Source organism: Parvibacter caecicola, from assembly GCF_003725335.1.
GTDB lineage: Bacteria > Actinomycetota > Coriobacteriia > Coriobacteriales > Eggerthellaceae > Parvibacter > Parvibacter caecicola.
In genome coordinates, this window is the sequence record NZ_QIBY01000015.1 from 26,077 (window position 1) to 44,941 (window position 18,865).

Annotated in this window: 10 protein-coding genes; all 10 read right to left on the bottom strand. The window is 54.9% G+C overall.

Translation table 11 applies throughout. From position 1 onward, the window contains the following. Positions 1 to 2: 2 nt before the first annotated feature. The 10 genes from DMP11_RS08065 to DMP11_RS08110 all read right to left on the bottom strand — a co-directional run bounded on the left by DMP11_RS08065 (position 3) and on the right by DMP11_RS08110 (position 18,859). Positions 3 to 2,837 carry a YfhO family protein gene (locus DMP11_RS08065; protein ID WP_161555336.1) on the bottom strand — a complete coding sequence of 945 codons (2,835 nt, stop codon included), beginning with the start codon at positions 2,835 to 2,837 and terminating at the stop codon, positions 3 to 5. Between the two features lie 96 nt (positions 2,838 to 2,933). Continuing rightward, complete coding sequence (locus tag DMP11_RS08070; RefSeq protein WP_123185984.1) at positions 2,934 to 5,048, bottom strand: L,D-transpeptidase family protein; 2,115 nt, start codon at positions 5,046 to 5,048, stop codon at positions 2,934 to 2,936. Positions 5,049 to 5,219: 171 nt separating this feature from the next. Next, the gene (locus DMP11_RS08075) at positions 5,220 to 8,669 is read right to left on the bottom strand and encodes a GH25 family lysozyme (RefSeq protein WP_161555337.1); all 3,450 of its coding nucleotides are present in this window, start codon (positions 8,667 to 8,669) and stop codon (positions 5,220 to 5,222) included. A gap of 246 nt (positions 8,670 to 8,915) precedes the next feature. Next, on the bottom strand, positions 8,916 to 10,721 hold the full coding sequence (locus DMP11_RS08080; RefSeq protein WP_123185986.1) for an NUDIX hydrolase: 1,806 nt from the start codon (positions 10,719 to 10,721) through the stop codon (positions 8,916 to 8,918). 3 nt (positions 10,722 to 10,724) lie between these two features. Then, positions 10,725 to 11,384 carry a hypothetical protein gene (locus tag DMP11_RS08085; RefSeq protein ID WP_123185987.1) on the bottom strand — a complete coding sequence of 220 codons (660 nt, stop codon included), beginning with the start codon at positions 11,382 to 11,384 and terminating at the stop codon, positions 10,725 to 10,727. Between the two features lie 418 nt (positions 11,385 to 11,802). After that, positions 11,803 to 12,354 carry a hypothetical protein gene (locus DMP11_RS08090; protein ID WP_123185988.1) on the bottom strand — a complete coding sequence of 184 codons (552 nt, stop codon included), beginning with the start codon at positions 12,352 to 12,354 and terminating at the stop codon, positions 11,803 to 11,805. Positions 12,355 to 13,173: 819 nt separating this feature from the next. Further along, positions 13,174 to 13,650 (bottom strand): hypothetical protein, encoded by a 477-nt coding sequence (locus tag DMP11_RS08095; protein ID WP_148041116.1) that lies wholly within the window; start codon positions 13,648 to 13,650, stop codon positions 13,174 to 13,176. Positions 13,651 to 13,920: 270 nt separating this feature from the next. Beyond that, the gene (locus DMP11_RS08100) at positions 13,921 to 14,841 is read right to left on the bottom strand and encodes an AAA family ATPase (RefSeq protein ID WP_123185990.1); all 921 of its coding nucleotides are present in this window, start codon (positions 14,839 to 14,841) and stop codon (positions 13,921 to 13,923) included. After that, positions 14,838 to 16,298, bottom strand: a complete 1,461-nt coding sequence (locus tag DMP11_RS08105; RefSeq protein ID WP_148041117.1) for a GNAT family N-acetyltransferase — start codon at positions 16,296 to 16,298, stop codon at positions 14,838 to 14,840. Before DMP11_RS08105 ends, DMP11_RS08100 begins: the two co-directional genes overlap by 4 nt. 974 nt (positions 16,299 to 17,272) lie before the next feature. Then, positions 17,273 to 18,859 carry an amidohydrolase gene (locus DMP11_RS08110; protein WP_123185992.1) on the bottom strand — a complete coding sequence of 529 codons (1,587 nt, stop codon included), beginning with the start codon at positions 18,857 to 18,859 and terminating at the stop codon, positions 17,273 to 17,275. Between the last annotated feature and the right edge of the window lie 6 nt (positions 18,860 to 18,865).

The window sequence follows — 18,865 nt, forward strand, 5'->3', positions numbered from 1 at the left end:
GTCTATCTCCTTTTGCCATACGTACCACTCCTTCTGCGTCTTGGGCAGACGACAAGCATAGCAAACACAAGCACTCCGATTGCCGTAAGCACAACACCCAACTTGAAGCCTGGGGTCACATAAGAGAAAACAACCTCATGTGCGTCATCGTTAAGGACCATTCCCATGAACCAACCGTTTACTTTTTGGATGGGGGTTTCCACGCCATCGACATAAGCCGTCCAACCTTGGTCATAGGGAATTGACACGAATAGATATCTCTCTCCATCCCCGTCTTTTCCAGCCGCAGCGACATCAATATCCATGCGGTTAGTCTTAAACTCAATCGATGCATCATTCTCGACCTGAAGCTTCTTCAGGTTGTCCTCTATAGATTTCATCTCTTGGGACGCTACGAAAAAATCATTGTAGCTATAGACACCTGTCTTTTGAAAAGTGACCAGGTAAGACGTAACCGGTGTTTTCGCGAATCCCATGTTTAAAACCCAGTTTTCCCAACCACCAAATTGGATACTACCGGGCGTCAGGATAGTAAAACTTCTCTTTGCTTCCATCGACTCCGCCGTTATTTTGCTTGATGTAGCACCCGAGGAATTAATCAGATCCTCGTAACTTGAAAAATCGCCATTATCAAACCGTCTTTTTGCCGCCGCCGCGTTTTGCGCAGTCGTTGGTCGAAAAACTACACCCTCGAAGCAAACGTAATTCTCCGAATCTTTCTGGCCCTTGACATCAATTCGCATAGTAGCGCCATCTTCAAGTACAACAATCTTTCCATCATAAACGGCAAGGTCCTTTTCCTCGCTTATTTTAGGATTCTCGCTTTTCGTCTCAACCACGGGCTGCAAGTCGGATTCTTGCATACCTGCCAGAACAGCAGCCTCTGTTAAAGCCTCCTGCTTTTCTATAATATTCAGTTTCCTGTAGTCGTCTTCAGAAATTGCACTTTGGTATGTAAAAGCCAGGGGGAGCGCATATTCGGTCTCATACAAAGTGTAGTTGTCGCCAAACTTATTCGTTCCAAGATCAATGTACTCATGATACCCATATGGGGGCATCTGCGCTCCAGTCCGCGCAGCATAATACTTTGCCCCAAGAATGGCGTCTAGCGCAAAGCGATTATCTACACCCAAGAAAATATAGTTCGATCCCCCATCAGAGATTCCCATCTCCTGACGAAAATAGTCGAGATTCGAGTTATACATACTAGAAAACGCATCCATACCTTTATATCCCACAGAGAAACCGAGGTTCCTCATTGTATGAGGAGTATGAGGCCTGTCGATACGGTAGTCCAGGTCAATCTCGCTAAGGTCATCTAAGAGGGGAATCTCTGTGGTATAGGCATTAACATCTCCCGCAATAATAAAGCCGGAGACATGATCGGCAGCCTTATGGGTGTTGCTAAATGCGGCCGGCAGGCCACAGGACAGAATTACGAGAAGAGACAGCAGCGCAAGGGGAACGCGCTTGAGCATCGCACATCTCCCAGAGACGAACCTCTGAACAGAGGGATATGCGCACAGCGAAGCAAGGGCAATGACATAGATGGCTAGCGCAATCTTTGCAGGAAGGTTGATCCTCCCCCAACAGCCCATTATGCACCAGAGCAAAAACGCAGCATTCATCCCCAAAAAGATCAACCATTCTTTTTTGTTGAACCTCTTCAAAAGGGGCAAAACAACAACGAGCGCAAATGCAGCTACAAAGCAAAATGCAAATTGCCACCGATCAGTGGAATAGCCGAACCCGTTGAAAGCCGAGCCTACAAAATCACTCAGGAGGCCAAAGATGCAGAACGCCAAAGATGCGCACAGGAACCCTCTATCCCCCCTGGGAGCCCTCCTGAAGCCTGCAATGGCGGCAAGAATAGCCAAAACACCTATAGCACCAATGTGACGCGCCGCCTTCGGAACAATACCCCAAATCAGGCTCATTCCAAGAGTCTCACAATACCACTGTGAATTAAATAAAGAGACAGCCCTCTCTACTCCAATGCGGCTCAGGGAGAGGAGTCCCAGGAAGTTTGGAACAGACGCAATGCCGGCCAAAATAAATGCCAAGAGGAGAAGCGCGATGAACTTAGTTACCAACAGAAGAAAATCTCCCGCGGATCGCTCTCTCGGATAAAAGAAATAGTTTGCAAGGCAGTAGAAAAATAGGAGGATGCAGACCATATAGGACCAATAAACCGAAAAAGCAAACAGGAAGCCCATTGAAAGAACAAGGAGAGCAGGGCTTTTCTTGGCAAAAACCTTATCTGCGCCAAGGAGAACTAATGGAAAAACAATTGCAACGCAAATAAAGTAAGGGTGGTAAAACAGACCCAGAGAAACCACGAACCCGGAGAGGACATAACACAATGCTCCGGCAAGAACAAATCCCTTTTTCTTCCCACGACTAAAGCAGAATATCGAAAAAGTAACCGCAGCTAAATAATAGTGGGCGAAAATGGTAATTTCATATAGGTACTCAGCATATTCACGCGGACAAAAAGCCGAAACCCAGTTCAGGGGATCAAAGAAAAAATTGGCCAAAGCAACCGGGATGTCATAGCCAAATCCTAAATCATAAGAAAACTGAGGGACAACAAACTGCCCGGAAAGCAGCGAGAAGAACACTTCCCTTATCCATTCGCCCGTATAAACGAAGAAATTGAAATAGAGCTTAACGCCGTCAACGCTCCATACAAAGGAGCGCCCCTTCAAGATAACCGGAAGAAAGACAATCAGAAATGAGACCAGACAAGCAAGGAAAAGATAAATGAAATATTTTCTTTTCTCTGATGTCAGCCCTAGCGGCTGGGCCAGGCCATTCGTTACAGCGGTTCTTGGCAAAATGCGACCCTCAATCTACACTTCCTTGTACCATTACTTCAAACAACGGAGGGTCATCTGTTCAGACGGCCCTCCGCCTCAACCATATCACCCACATCAATAAATATAGATTTTGCTACGATACGGCACGTTGTCGTACATCCACTTTGCGTTGCTAATCTCCAACCGCACACAGCCGTGGCTGTTGGCGACACCCAGACGTCCGTCAAGCAGTTTGGTCTTGCTACCCGGCAGGTACGACACCGAATGGAACAGGTAGTTCCCTTTGATTTGAGTGTAATACCAGCAGGTGTAGCCGTTACCGAACGAGAGGCCCTTACCGCTCACCTTGTAAGTACCGGTTATGGTGGGGCTGGTGGGCTTGCCCACACAGCACAACCAGTACTTGTCCAGGCGCCAGTTGCCCTTGGAACCGCGGAAGATGCCCACGTGACGGGTATCGCGGTCCACCAGAATCAGCCAACTGGTGTCGCTGCTGAATTGCTGAGCCTTGTCAATCATGCGCTGCTGTGCCGCGGGGATAGTAACGGGCTTAGTTTTAGTGCGACCGTTTGAGTCGAACTTGTAGGTGTAGCCGTTGATCTTTTGGGTGCCGCCCAAACGACGACCATTGCCGTCGAAGTACGACCATTCGTTCACGCCGTTCCATTTCAGCCAACCGGTGTGCATGCGGCACTTGCCGTTGAAGTAATAGTAGTACCGACCAATCTTCTGCTGCCATTTCACGGCGCGCTGGGTTTTGGGATCGATGTAATAGTACGCGCCACCCGACTTCACCCAGTCAGAATTCACCATCTTGCCGTCACTGCCAAAAACGCTCACAGTGCCATCAGCTTTCCAGGTAACCGGGCCGGTCACCATGTGGCCGCTGCCGTTGAAATAGTAATCAGAGCCGTTGATTCGCTGCTCCCACTTCACCGAATGGGCATTAGCAGGGTTGAAATAGTAGGTCTTGCCGCCCAGCTTCTGGAATCCGGTCAACGCTTGCCCGTTGGCCCCAAAATAGCTCTTGGACTTGTCGGCGTTCCAGGTGAGCCATCCGGTGTGCATCTGGTACTTGCCGTTGAAGTAGTACCATTTGCCATCGATCTTCTGCTCCCAGCGCACCGACTTGAAGGTCTTGGGGCTGAAGTAATAGGTTTTGCCGTTCACCTTCTGGAAACCAGAGCGAGCCTTGCCGTCCGCACCGAAATAGCTCTTGGAACCATCGGCATTCCAGGTGAGCATACCACCGGTATACATCTGGTATTTCCCGTTGAAGTAATACAGGTTACCGTTAATGATCTGCTCCCACTTCACCGACTTGAAGGTTTTGGGGCTCAGATAGTAGGTGTACTTGCCCTGCTTCATAAAACCGCTTTGGGCCTGGCCGTTGCTGCCGAAATAGCTCTTGGAGCCGTCGGCGTTCCAGGTTACCCAGCCGGTCACCATCTGGTATTTGCCGTTGAAGTAGTAGAACTTCCCATCGATCCACTGCTCCCACTTCACGGTTTTGCCGCTTTCGGGGCTGTAGTAATAAGTCTTGCCGGAAATGGTCTTAAATCCGGTGAACGCAGGGGCTTTGCCATCGGACTGCGCCACGAACTCGCTCTGGGAACCATCGCCCCACGTGCGAGCGCCGGACTCCATCTGGCCGTTGGCGCTGAACAGGTAAAGCTTGCCGTCCACCTTCTGGATGCCATTGCGCAGGGCCTGGGTATTGGCGCCGAAGTAGTACCACTTGCCATCCACCTTCTGCCAAGCGTTCGCAACAGCCGCGCCGTCATCGCCGACGAAAGTGATGGAAGAACCCTCAACCTTGAGGCCCGGTTGAGGCGCCTCCGGCGCATCGTCCTTACCATTGTCGACATCGGTGGCGCCATCGGGACCCTCGTCAGCAACGTCGGCGTTGTCATCGCCGGCGCCAGCGCCCTCGCCGTCAGTGTCGGCGTCGGTGTCAGCACCGTCACCAGATACGGAGCCGGCATCTGTACCGTCTCCCTCGCCCTCGGCAACAACCAGCCCATCGTTCTCTTCCCCAGGAGTCGCGGGTGTCGTTTCCTGGCCTTCCACCTCTTCCTGCTGAACGTCCGATACGGGCAAAATACCCGCATCGGGCTCACCAAAGGCATAAACTCCCAACAGCATAACAGAGGCCACCGAAGCGGTGGCCACCATGGCGCCCAACTTCAGCTTTCCGGAAAGCCAGTCTTTCTTTGATTTCCCAGTCACAATACGTCCCTTCTCCTATTGTGCGTAATTGGGTGAAAGTATACCCCTATTGGCCCCCATAGGTCAGCTGACTTGGGAAATTGCAGCGAAGGTCGGTCGGGGCTTCCTAAAAGAAAAGGGGCGCCCATCCCTGGGAGCGCCCCTCACAGCCCGTCAATACACAATGTTGCCCTACGAGTATTGGGGCATCATGAAATTAAGGCCCGACTGGGGCTGGGTTACACCGCAATAGGCGTAAATCTCGGCCATCATCTTCGCAATCGAGCTTGCCCAGTTTTTATCAGTGGCATACTGATGCACCGCCGTACCCTTGAAAGAGGGATAATTCCAGCGCATCTTGTACAAAGTATCCTGATAGTAAGAAGCATTGCGCAGATAATTACGCGAAATCCAATCGGCCGCTCCAGCAATCGCCTTGTCGGGAGTGTTCCAACCGTTCTGGATGGCCAACGAACGACCGCCGCTCAGGGGACTGCTGTCGTAGGCCCCAATGCCATAGAAATTGTAGTATGTGCCCTTGGGGTAAACCTTGTTGTTGATTTTGGTGGTGCCATTGTAGTAATAGCCTTGGGCCAAAGTGGAGGTACCCCAGCCGCTTTCCAAGATGGCGTGGGCAAGCAGATACACCTCGTTTACGCCATAGAGCTTAGCGGCATTGATGAACGCCTGACCTTTCCCTCGCAACAAGCTGCTAGGCCTGCTCGCGGTGTTTTTCGCAATGTAGTTGTCGAGCATAGCCGCCGTAGTGAAACCGGAGTAGCCATCAGTTAAGACGGCAAATTGGTAAAATCCGGCAGATCCAATAGGGCTGTTGGCAGGGTTCATAGCGGCGGTGATTTGAGCTTGGGTGTATCCCAGGGAAGACGGGGAAGCCTTCTTCTGGGCGGCCGCGAAAGTGTTCAGGCTAAAGCCGGTCGAAGCAGTAAATACACTGTATTCGCCGCTTACGAGAGAGGCATCAGCACCGAAAGCGTACTTTTTGCCATCGATCATCTGGATGCCCGTGAGCGCTTTGAACGTTTTGGGGTCGAAGTAGTATTGCTTCTTGTCGATGGACTGCCACCCCGTCAGCGCCTTTCCGTCGGCCGCGAAGTAGCTCTTGGTTTTGTCGGAATTCCAAGTGAGCCAGCCTGTGTGCATCTGATAGGAGCTGTTGAAGTAGTACAGGCTGCCGTTAATCCACTGTTCCCACTTTTTGGCCTTGTAGGTACTGGGGTCAAAATAGTAGGTGGAGCCGCTGATCTTATTGAAGCCGGAATACGCGCGACCATCCGAGCCAAAGTAACTCTTGGTGCCGTCGGCCTTCCAGGTAACCCAGCCGGTGATCATGCGGCAATTGCTGTCAAAATAGTAGAAAGCCCCGTTTATCTTCTGCTCCCACTTCTTTGCCTTGCAGGTATTGGGATCGAAGTAATAGGTATATCCGCCAATTTTGTTGAAGCCCTTAAAGGCCTTGCCATCTACTCCGAAATAGCTCTTAGTGCCGTCGGCGTTCCACGTCACCCAGCCGGTGACCATCTGGCCCTTGCCGTTGAAGTAGTACAGGTTCCCGTTGATCCACTGTTCCCACTTCTGGCTCTTCGCCGTCTTGGGGTCGAAGTAGTAGGTGGCCCCGCTTATCTTCTGCAGCCCCTTGAGGGCCTTGCCGTTACTGCCGAAGTAGCTCTTTGTGCCGTCCGCCTTCCAGGTGACCCAGCCGGTGACCATCTGGCCCTTGCCGTTGAAGTAGTACAGGTTCCCGTTGAGGACCTGCTCCCACTTCTGGCTCTTCGCCGTCTTGGGGTCGAAGTAGTAGGTGGCTCCGCTTATCTTCTGCAGGCCGGTGAGGGCCTTGCCGTTGCTGCCGAAGTAGCTCTTGGTGCCGTCGGCCTTCCAGGTGACCCAGCCTGTGACCATCTGGCCCTTGCCGTTGAAGTAGTACAGGCTGCCGTCGATCCACTGCTCCCACTTCACCGACTTGAAGGTCTTGGGGCTCATGTAGGAGGTGCTCGACCCCTGCTTCTGGAAGCCGCTGCGGGCCTTGCCGTCGCTGCCGAAGTAGCTCTTGGTGCCGTCGGCGCTCCAGGTCACCCAGCCGGTGACCATCTTGTAGGAGCCGTTGAAGTAGTACAGGTTGCCGTTGATCCACTGCTCCCACTTTTGCGAGCGGCCCGTCTTGGGGCTGAAATAGTAGGTTGCGCCGCCAATCTTCTGCAAGCCCAGCAGTGCCTTGCCGTCGCCACTGAAGTAGCTCAGCGACTTATCGTTGTTCCAGGTAATCCACCCAGTTTGCATTTCGCCCTTGCTATTGAAGTAATACAGGGATCCGTCAATCCACTGTTCCCATTTCACTGGCACACCATTGGCACCGTAGTAATACCACTTCCCGTTGTTCTTCACCCAGGTATTCTTCAGGCCCACCTCGTTGAAGGAGAAGTTCATGTCGACGGAGCCGTTGATGCCGTTCACCGTGCCCTTGCTGCTGAACTGCCACAGACCGTAGTTGAAGGACACTTGCGGCTTCTCAAAATTGCCCCACTGGGCCACCCAGCGATCCCAGCTGCTGTTGTTGAACTGAGGGGCAGTGAGCTTCTTGCTCCACCACGTGGGATTGGAGTAAATGCCCACGCGGTAGCCCTTGGCAGTGATGGCATTGCAGAAGGTTTCAGCAATAGAACCCAGCTGCGAAGGGCTCAGTGCACCCTGGGTGTCGTCCTCCATGTCGTAGTAAACCGGCAGCGCCAGCGAAGACGGAGTGAGCCCCGCCGCGTTTAGCAGGCGAATCACGTGGTTCGCCTCGCTCTGGGCGCTGCCCGTAGTGCCAGTGGCCTTAGTGGCGTAAGAGTACAGGTACACGCCGATGGCGATGCCATTGGCACGGGCGCCCTCAACATTACGGAAGAAGTATTTGTCATCTTGGGCGGTGTAGTCACTGCCATAGCCCACGCGAATGATGGCGAATTTGACGCCGTCAGCCTTCACCTTGGCCCAGTCGATAACGCCTTGGTGCTCAGACACGTCAATGCCCACAGCTTTGGAGCCGGACACTGTTTTGGTGATCTTCTTGCCCGAGCTATCAATATAAACGTATTTGTTTTGTCCATAGGATTTATCCCAGGTGGGATAAGCGGCGGCACGGGCATCGCCGCCCACGTCGAAAGTGGACGCCTGCAGCTCATCGATGGGAACACCGTCAACATAGCGGAAGCTGTTCTCAGGCCCCTCTAGGGCACCTTCCTCTTCGTCGGCGTCCTGGGGCTCCTCATCGGGGTCCTCGGCCTCGGCCTCCTCGGCTACGGGCTCAGTCTCCGGGACTTCGTCGGGCTCGGTGCCCGCCGCAACGCCCATTGGTGCATCCGCGGGGTCGGACGAGTCGGAAACGCCGTCAATGGCGTCGTTGACCGTTGGTTGGTCGGAGGCTTCCCCCTCGTCCGCAATGGGCGCGGCCTCGGCGTTCGCCCCACTGTCGACCGCATTGTCCACCGTATCCGTGGGAGTTGCGGTACCGGAATCGGATACCCCGCCCACCAGCGAATCCGCCGAGACGAAGCCACCCGATGCCTGCTCGGCAACGGCGGCCGCAGTGTCCTTGGCGATGGGCGCAAACCCAATCACCAGCGCGACAGTGAGGAAAACTTTCAATGCCTTGTCGCTGAAAATTACCTTGTTCTGAGCCTTAGCGTGTTTACCTGGTCTGTTTGGCCCCATCACAACCTCCTGGGTGCGTCCGTCAAAGCATCGCCTAGTAGGCGAAACTGCATGGTAACACGGCTGAAAGGAAGTCGTCACCCGAAAAATGGAGATATTCCGTTACAGGCAGTCTTGGTTTCGGCGTGTTTCACCAGGTAATCGCTGCATACGCCCCGAATCAACCCTGCACCAGCAGCGCTAAATATCCATCATGCATCGCAGAAGAGTGAGAGCGGAAAGGGTGAAACCGTCGTCGATTTGGCCGTCAGCGATAAGCTCATCTAACTCGGCTGGGGATACTATTATGCAACTGTCGATTTCTTCATAGCCCACATCGGGGTTCGGTGCGGGCACATCGCATGCAAACACTTCGATACGGCCTCCCGAGAGGCCGCTATCGGCCACCATCGACCCCAGGTGCTTCATGGGCCCCAGGGGCCACACTTTCAGTTCCTCAAAAAGTTCCTTTTCGGCGTTATCGCAGGCAGAGACGCCCGGCTCTCCGTAACCGCGCGGGAAGCACAGCTGGTAGTCGCGCAGGGCATGGCGGAATTGGCGCAGCAGCACGAAGTCCCCTTCGAAGCGCGGCACAATCACAACGGCATTCTTGGCCGCAGGCACTACGCGCTCATAAGCAAAACGCCTCCCTTGCCCGTCTTCCACCAGGTCAACCAGCAACTGGTTATAGGGACTGCTGTAGGCGATGCCAATGGGCCGCCCTTCCGCACTCGCCTCGTACTGCAGCACCGCCGCCCGATCCGTCACGATCCGAAGAGCCGCGGGGCCCTCTGAGTCGGGCGGCCCAGTTGGGCTGTCCGACTCGACAACCGCAAGATACTTCTCCCACGAAGATTGACGCTTCGAACTCGCGGGGGCAAAGCCAAATGTATCCTCCCAAGCGGATGGCGCCACAGCCACCGCATTGCCAGCTTCGCCGAAGCGCGCCCGCGCGCAGGGATTAACGTAAGCAACGGGTTCGACACTCCCCTCTTTGCCAAATTTGCTCAGGTCGCGAAGCGAACTGAGCGCCTCGGCGGCGCTGTCAACAATGCCCGGCATCTCCAGCTTGGACTCAAAGAGCCAGCCCACGTAAGCGAAAATACCCACACCGATGAAACTGGCCGCCAAGCTGGGAAGCCCCATCATTAGCGTGCCCGGCAGCGAATCAAAGCTCGTTTCCCAAATCAGGCCGCTTGGGCCAACGCCCACGCTCAGGCAAGACAATATGGGCAAAGCCACGAAAAAGAGGGCAGCCAGGAAAACGATCAGCGCCTTTCCCGCCCGCGGACCCCCTTTTGAGCGCGAGAAGATTGCCACACCTATGAGGAATACGAAGATGGATGCGATGCTGCCCTGATCGGAAACCAAATCGCCAACGGTATCGTTGGCGATGTTCAGCCACCCTACGAGCATGTCTTGAATCAGCGAGACGATTACTTCCACAAAGCCCAGGATGACCGCATAGAGCAACATGACGAGCACATTGCGCCAGAGAGCTTTCGTAACCCGTGCGCGCCATGCATCCTTTTGTTCGCGCTCTTGGGCTTCGTAAGGCAGCACGAGCTTGGCTGCAGCGGCAGCGGCCGGCTCCCCTGCCGCTGTCTTAATAGATGCGCGGCGGATGCGCAAGGCGTGCTGCCAGTCCGCAAGGGAAGGGGCATCCGCAGCCGAGGAGGACTCGTCCGGTTCCTCCTCGGCAAGCCAGGGATAGCGATGCCCCAACGTCGCGTATCTTTCCCGATAATCCTTGATGCGTTGCTGCGCCTCATCTGCAATGCTCTCCAGATTTGCGGGCACATAGTGGGCAGAAACCCCGAGCACGCTGGCCTCTGTTGTGAGGTTGTAACACAGATCAACCAGCTGTAGGGCCTCCTCCGCTACGCGCCGATCGGACGCTTCATCCGCGCTGCCCGCTTCGGCGACCAGCGCTTTCAGGTGGCGATAATAAGCAGAGCGCGCTTGCCGGTCGGCTGGAGCCAAGCTGGCCCGTACGCCGTCGATCACATCTCATGCCTCCGCGCTCGCCCCTCTCGAAGAGCCCTCGCGGACCAGACGGAGCGCGTCCTCCAGAGCGGGGCGAGCCTCCAGATTGACATCCACGTAAGACAACGGCGAATTGCTGATGGCCAGCATCAAGTCTACCAGGCGCTTCGCCTCAGCCACAGCCTCCCGATACCGGCGGACGTCCATGACCTCCCCCGGCTCGCACAGGGCCGACAATTCGGCATCATCCGCCACTAGAAGCGAATCCAAATAGGCAGTATCGCTGTTCCGGAGAGCTCGGTAAATGCCGTCGCGCATACGCTCGCGCGCCTCAATGTTCAGCACGGCGGGAATGTTCCAACCCGACAAAACGAACTTCCCATGCGAACCGGCAGCGGAGGGACGCAGGTTGTCCTGAAGGTATTGAGAAGCCGTGCGTTTGTCGCCAAACCGGGAAATCTTGATAGCACCGCACAGCATGAGGCCCTTAATGGCGGCCAGCATCTCCTCGCTCTCCATGGCCAACCCCAAGAAAGCGCGAGAATCTGCCAGCTGGTTGAAGGTGAGCACGACAGTGTTGCCGTTTAGGACAATCTCCTCATACAGCGCCCGCCGCGCCACCGCCACCTCCTGCGAAGAAGTGCGCACGGAATCGAGTTCGTGCAGGTATACCAGCTTATCCATAAGGGCCTTCCGGGTTGAGAGAACAAATCAGCCCGTCTATTGTAAAGCGCATCGCGACTTACTGGCGAGACGCGACCGGCAAGCGCCTAGCGCGAACTACCCGGTTATCCGCTAGCCCATGCGCTCCTCAACATACTGCCTAAATCCGGGGAGGTCTATGGAGTAGTAGCCCTGCCCCACCTCGCCGAGAACGCCCGCGACCAAGAGCCGTTCTTTATACTTCGAGGCGTAATTGCTTCGCACCCCCATTCTGGCGGCAATATCCGCCAGGTTGCTGCATTACCCATCTTCCACCATTGCCTCCAAAAAGCGGATATCTCCTCGGGACAGCTCGCGATAGGTGGACGCCAGCACGCCATCGCGTAGCTCTTGAAGTGCCTGTCTTGCACCCCTTTCGACATGGCACTCGTTTATCACCTCACCGGCCGCTTGCTCCCAGGTCCAATAGCCCACAAGCTGCAGCATGTAGGGATACCCCCTCAATGGCCGAAACTGCCGCCGAAACCGCAGCATCGTCAATTTGGGCGCCGGAGTCTTGGAGCGTCCGACGGAACGCGATTTCTATGTCGCCGTCGGCCACCCGCCCCAAATGGTACTGACGAGCGCGCCGGAGAAAAGACACCGACTCGTTCGATACCAACTGCGCAACGTTCGAAGGGAGGCCCGCCATAACAAGGGCAACGTTCCTGTCTTCCCCCACAAAATGCTGGTACACCGTGGCCAATTGCCGCATCTCGTCGACATCTGGACGTGCCTCATCAACCGTGATGAGAAGTCCAACTTCCAGCTCCGCCAAACGGTCGAGGACATCGTTCATCCGGGTGCGCCAGTTCTCGCGAACGCCCTCCGCCCGCTCGAACTCAACCGCAATCCCCTGGCCCACGCTCAGGGACTTGAGCCTTGCCCCCACGCCCTTTTCTATAAGGTGCTCCGCCGACTCCCAGGTCCTCTCAACAATGTCCTCGAGCATGCCCTCGCCTGCCGACACGCGCGCCGTTACCCAGCCGCGCGACAACGCCTCCCGGGCGATAGAGGCAAGAGGCGCGGTCTTCCCCGTGCCACGAGGTCCGACTAGAATCGAAGTCAGATTCGGATCATCCGGACCGTTTTCAAGGGCCCCCTACATAGAGGCCAAGATGTTTGCGCGTCCAGCGAAGTGGGCAGGAACGCGCCCGAATGTAAGGGCAAAGAGGTTCTTGGCCACCGCTCGGCCCTCCTTAGCGATGAAGCATGTTTTGCACTTTTCGCAAGCTTTCGCATCTTTCGCCGAAGCGCAAGCAACGACCATGCTTCGCCAGCGCGAACGCAAACCTCACAGAGCCCCTTAACGGTCATCTCGCTGGAGAAAACCACGGTTCCCGCCACCACCTCGAATCTCTTGCTGCATCGCCCTTTACTTGGGCCACATCGAATGCCCTACCTCGACCAAGCATCCAAAGCCGCCCGAGCAGCACGTTCTCGCTCATCGCGGCCTCAAAGGCCGCTCTCTCCGACTTCTTCAGCGGCTCCTCCTCCAGGTCGGGAAGGAGCCTTTAACAGGTCGGCGCGACGGCCCCCCAGCGCACCACGCCCTCCTCCTACGCGATCAGCGCAAGCTCGACCACGCCCCTGTCGTACATTCGGGCTCCTTCCGGGACCACGCCTTTGTCCGCGCCTCCAAGGCGGCAAGACCAACCCCCATGGGACCCGACTTCGGGCCGCGCTAAGCGAGCGGCTTTTAACCACAGAACATCAAACTCGCCGCCGACCAATGCTCCTGTGTGTTCTACCGCATTATCGCAACCGACCCTCACCCCACTGCTAAACCGTTCCCGACCTGGCTCCTAAGGCCCCACCCATCGTAATCCTCCACGATAAGCACAAAGTCATCAGCCCTTTCTGCAAACAAAGACGCCTCGGCGCTATTCACTGGGAACAAAACGGCTTTCCCATCGCATATTTCACCTCGGCAAAACGTAAACGAGGATGCACCACGTTGTGAGAAGGAAAGTGAACCGACCCATTCGCCATCGGATTTCTTCGTCAGATATGCAATCTTAATGCATAGGTCGCAAGCACCTATGTTGGCCAAGGACACATTGGCCACATATCGACCGTCATCCGAATACGAGATGTAGAAGTTATAGGACACTCTTTTTTCATAAGGTCGCTTTACCGCATACAACGATATGCATATTGCCACAATGCCGTTAAACAGCGACAAGAGAGACAATGCGGCTGAACAAAAACCTGGATTGTTATTGCACCATACGACAATTGCCTCCACGGCCATCCCCTCCTTGTTTCGAAGCAGCATAACCCCAGTCGCGGCGGCATCCCCTTGGACTCCCGCCGGCTAGTTAAAGCCGTCCCCCTTAGTCGCTAGCCAGAAGAGCAGATCGGCCCTCGCCTCGTCGATGCCTAGGTATCCAAACCCATATAAACGCGAGGCTTGGAGTACATGAGGCAGCCCCTTCTTCGGGACGCTCCGCTTCCGGACGTCTCCGAATGCACCACAGGCGCTTTTGCGCAATGCTGCCCCAGACAACGAGCGACCTTATCCCAGCAGGTCATCTGCGCTATCGGTGGATTTCGCAACCTGCAGTGGTACACCCACAATGCCAGATATTTTTTGCGCACAAGCCTGCTCTACCTCTTGAAGCTCTGAGACGAGCCCCAACAGGGCATCATGCGACACGCCACCTAAGCCGTCTCTGGCGATAAGGCGCTCAACGATTCTGCCCGGCTCGTCAACCATGAGAAGCATCGAGCTGAGATCCATTTGCTCAAACACTCCTTCTGGCACCTGGAAGAAAGAGCCGTCTCCACGCCTTAAGACAAAATGGCCGTCTAAGATGCCGCCCTCCGTAAACCAATTGGTTGCTTTCAGAGCCTTGATAAGAACGTCTTGATTGCTGCATAAATCTGCGGAAGGCTTACTTTTCCAATCGCTGATTAACGCGCTCGACGAGTATGCACTGCACCCGAGATCGACCGCAAGCCTTTCGGCTAGAGTCGTTTTTCCAACACCATGCACTCCGCCAATAAATACCCTTGACTTGCTTTTCGTGTCCCCGAGGCTAAGCAATCTCCTCGAAGCCTCATCGGAAAGATACTGGAATGATTGCGGCGGGCGTTCAACGCCCAGCTCCTGGAGCGGAACTTCCTCTGTTAGAGGCTCCGGACTGTCTAAGCGGTATGCCACGGCTTTCGATTTTCCCTTGAAGTATTCTTCAAAATACTCATAGGATATACCGGCATCGTCTCTCGTCTCTTTCCAAATATCGTCAGGACTGCCCTCCAGAATCGAAACGACCCGCGCAAATCCAGTTACCGCCTTTGCAGGTAAAGTTTCGTAAAGCGCCAGATAGTCAATCGGACGTGCTGGTTTTCGCGTGCGAAACTCGTATTTCTTCTTCCCTGCATATATTTTTTTTGCATGCACACTGTAAATCGAAATAACAGCCGCATTGGTCATTGTCCGGCCTCCAAGATTAATCGATACTGCTCGTCCGTTATGCGCCGGATAGTCCTAAGCACCGCGAGATCCATCGCCTTCATCTTTTCGAGAGATACTGGGGAGTCCAAGTATCGCACAAGATCGAAGCATATCGTCAAGAGACGCCCACCCGAACCGGCCATCATGCTGGCAATCTGCGCCTCGCGGTAGACAGACCGATTTCTGACCTTAGACAGGATTAAATCAACGTCATTGCTGCGCAATATACCTACCGCCACCCCAATAGCCTGTACTTCTTGACGATCCTCACTTCTATAGAATAGCAAAATATCTCCTGGCTCAATCTGATTGGTAGGCGCTTTGCATAGATACGCCTTCCTTATCGTATTGCTTTCCGGCTCGTACATGGTAGGCATGTCCCTAAAAAGACCTTGACTGAAAGCTGCTATATCCGGAAAAAGAAGCTCGTGGTAATGAGGCTGAATAGGAACTAGGAACTTGTTTACCGTCACATCATCCCTGTAGGATGGGTATAGTGTTTGCTCATACTCCAATTTCTCTAAGGCCAAATGCTCCGGAAGAACTGGGCGAATATATTTACCAATCACCCTATCCCCTTTATAATGCCCTTTCTTTTCAAATCCAAAATCAAGCGCAAGCTCAACAAGTTGAGGCTGTTTATCTTCTCTTACCGTAAAGTATACGTAGCTCGCTCCCCATGCAGCAGCAACTAAGAAGGCCTGATGGAATAACCTTTCGCCAATCTTGGAGCCCTGCAGCTTCGCATCAACCTTAAAGGTGCAAAATTTAACGATGTCCCCCTCCGGCTCAAAACCACAGTCATCGATTATTCTTTTGCCCTCATGTTTATAAATGCATAAGGCCCTTAGTTCACCATCCTCCTTGATAAAGGAACACTCGCGCTGCTCCCGAGAACGCCTTTCTAGCCAGGAGTTGAAATCAGGATAATCGGTTCGGAGGGAATCGAAAAACGCGTCGTCTGGATCGAGCTCGCTGCAGGTTCCATTCCTGACGCAAGCGAGGCTAGGAGGCTTTAGCGAGTTGTCTGCCATTTCGCAAAACTCGTCCAGAGTGTAGACGCTCTCTTCTACGCCAGCCTGACTTGCTTTTCGATGCATACGTCTATCATCTGTAACCAGATAATCAACATAAGGGTTTACCACGCACGCCAAAAGGTTGTTATCGACTACATCATTTTCTGATCCATGCGTCCAACCCAGTCCGTCGAAATAGGCCGCATCGCAATGGGGCGTCGATTCAAGTACACGATACCTCTTCACGCGAGAAGACAGAATCTGCTTTCTGCGCTCATCTTTATCTCGCTTGATATCCTCAAACTGCATTGGATGGATATAGAAGGCAAAATCATTGGTTCTCTTAAGCATCTCGGTATACTTCTCCAAAAGAACCGCGTTTGGGTCTTCTATCGCGATAAGGGCGTTTGTGTCCAGCAAGACCGTCTTCGTCGCATCCACCCCCTCTCGTCAAATAATCTCAATGCAATATTCTAGACCCAATAAACCAGAAAGTTATCGAGATATCCCAATTTCAAAAACGCACCTCGATAGTCAGCAAGTATATTTTGGCATCTTTGCCGAGAATAGGCAGGATTGCCCCAACAAGCATCAGACGAAGCGAAGCCGCTGCATCCCCACAAGCGTCTTCGCTCGTCCCTATTTTTGCGCGCCAGCGCATACCCAGCCGAACGGTCAAAGGTAATAATCCATTTCCATCAGACTAAACCCTCACGGACAATAATGCTTTTGAAGACGCCTACGATCTCCACGAACGATTCGTTTTAACGAAGATAGCTATTCTTGAATCCCACGAATATATCTTCATATCTGAAGCATCACAGCACCTTGTCAACGCGCTTATCGTAAGGCACATACTTTTCTGGCCAGTGACGAGCGGGGCATTTAGGCGCAAACAGGTAATACCCGCAAACTCCGCCGTCCCCTCATCTGGGCAATCACATCGTCTTCAACAATACCGAAATCACCCTGCCTCCTCGCCCACGCCTGATGCAATCGTCAAACGGCCATCGTGCGCCTACGACAAGAAAAAGCTTTAAGCGTGACCCGCCCCCAGCCCTTCGCATCGCTGCTTCTCGCCACAACAAAGCCGAGGCTCCCCAAAACAGCTTCGTTTGCCCCCCGAAGCTGACAGCCCGATTCAACGCAACATCATCTCCCCCGAAAGCCATATCCTCTTCGCAAGCGCCAGATTTAAGGGTATCGTGTTCCATAAAGTAGCAAAAGAGCAGCTTTTGAGCCGCAGGGAAAGCGGCTATCCCCTAGAATCGTAGTTACCGCAACAGGCGTTTCGCAGAAAGGAGACGACCTCAATGGACGTTCTGCACGAAGAAATGAACGTCCGATCCTCAACTTCATGGCCCGGAGGCCGTCGGAGGACGCGCCCGACACCCTTATAACGCAACCCGCTGATCGCGGACTTCGGCCCCAAAGATTCCCCTTAGCACCGCCGGCAGTACGCCTTGTTTCTGGGCCTCGTAGGGCTTGCCGGCAAGGATGAGGCCCTCCACCTTCAGTCGGCTCAGGTCCTCGGGGGCCATCTCGTAGGGGTTCTCGGACAGGACGCACATGTCCGCCACCTTGCCAGCCCCCAGCGAGCCGCGCTCCCCCTCGTCGAACGTCACCCATGCGCCGTTGTAGGTGCACATGCGCAGAGCCTCCCGCACTGTGAGGCTCTGGCCGGGCACGCTGTGGTTGCACGCTCGCTGCATCCACAGCACCGGATCGGGGTCGGTGCAAGGGGCGTCGCTGCCCGCCGAGAGCACGATGCCGGCGTCCGCGAACGTCCGCAGCGGGTTCAGCCGGGCCGCCCGCTCCTCCCCCAAGATCTCGCCCAAGTACGAATCGGGCTCCTGCGGCCAATCGATGAAGCTCGTCTGCACCGGCAGATGAATGCCGTATTCGGCGCAGATGGCAATCCCCTCTTCAGTGGGCAGGCAGGCGTGAATGATGCCGTGCCTGTGGTCCTCGCGCGGGAAATCCTCCAGCGCCGCCTTGAGGGCCCGCGCCGCCTGGTCGAAGGCGGCATCGCCAATCGCGTGCAGCTCAATCTGCAGCCCTGCCCGGTTGGCCTCCTTGCAGAACTCCGTCACCTTCTCGTCGGAGTAGTACAGCACGCCCTGCCCGCCCGCGGCGTCGACGTAAGGCTCCTTCAAAGCCGCATCGTGACTGCCGAAACAGCCGTCCAGGGCGCACTCGAAGCACCCGCCGATGCGCGGGAGCTTGCGCTTCGTGGCCACCGACACGTCCATCGACTGGGGAAACACCCGCACCTGGAATCCGCTTTGGGCGCTCCTTCCCAGCCACTTCTCCAGACTGATGTCCAAATTACCCGCAAAGCCCACACCGCTCACGCTGTGCACCATGCCGATGCCGCGGCCGGCAAGGAAATCCATCGCCTTCTGCACATTGCCCACCAGCTCGGGTATGGAAAGGCTGCCAGTGATGTAGTCGCTCACGGCGAAGAAGGCCTCCTGGTTCATCTCGCCAGTGTCGGGGTGGTAGCCCCGCAGCCCCTCAACCTTGCCTTTCACTTTTTCGAGCAGCAGGGTGTTCACCACGCAGGCGTGCCCGTCGTACTTCACCATGAACACCGGCTTGTCCGGACACGCCCGGTCAAGCTCCTCGCGTGAGAGCAGCCTCCCCTCTTCAACCGAGTACGGCGAAGCCCCGAACGCCACAAGGATCTTCGACCCGCATCTCCCCGCGAACTCGGACACCATCTCAATGATTTCCCGATTCGAGCGGGCTGCCATCACGTTCAGCCCCGCGTTGAATGTGGCGAAGGAGGCAAGGTGCTCGTGAGTGTCCACGAAAGCCGGGCAAAGGACGCGTCCATCTAAACGCTCCACGGGCGCGTCAGCGTATTCAGCGGGCAGGCCATCGCCCACGAACAGGATGCGACCACCGTCCTCCACCAAATAGCGAGCGACCGAGTCGTCAGCATCCACCGTTAAAATGTCGCCTTCGTAAACCTTCATTGTCTA

What these genes read in the sequence shown, in the direction of transcription:
- DMP11_RS08085 (WP_123185987.1), bottom strand. Translation starts at nt 11,384, where the DNA reads ATGGATAAGCTGGTATACCTGCACGAACTCGATTCCGTGCGCACTTCT.
- DMP11_RS08090 (WP_123185988.1), bottom strand. Translation starts at nt 12,354, where the DNA reads ATGCTCGAGGACATTGTTGAGAGGACCTGGGAGTCGGCGGAGCACCTT.
- DMP11_RS08100 (WP_123185990.1), bottom strand. Translation starts at nt 14,841, where the DNA reads ATGACCAATGCGGCTGTTATTTCGATTTACAGTGTGCATGCAAAAAAA.
- DMP11_RS08110 (WP_123185992.1), bottom strand. Translation starts at nt 18,859, where the DNA reads ATGAAGGTTTACGAAGGCGACATTTTAACGGTGGATGCTGACGACTCG.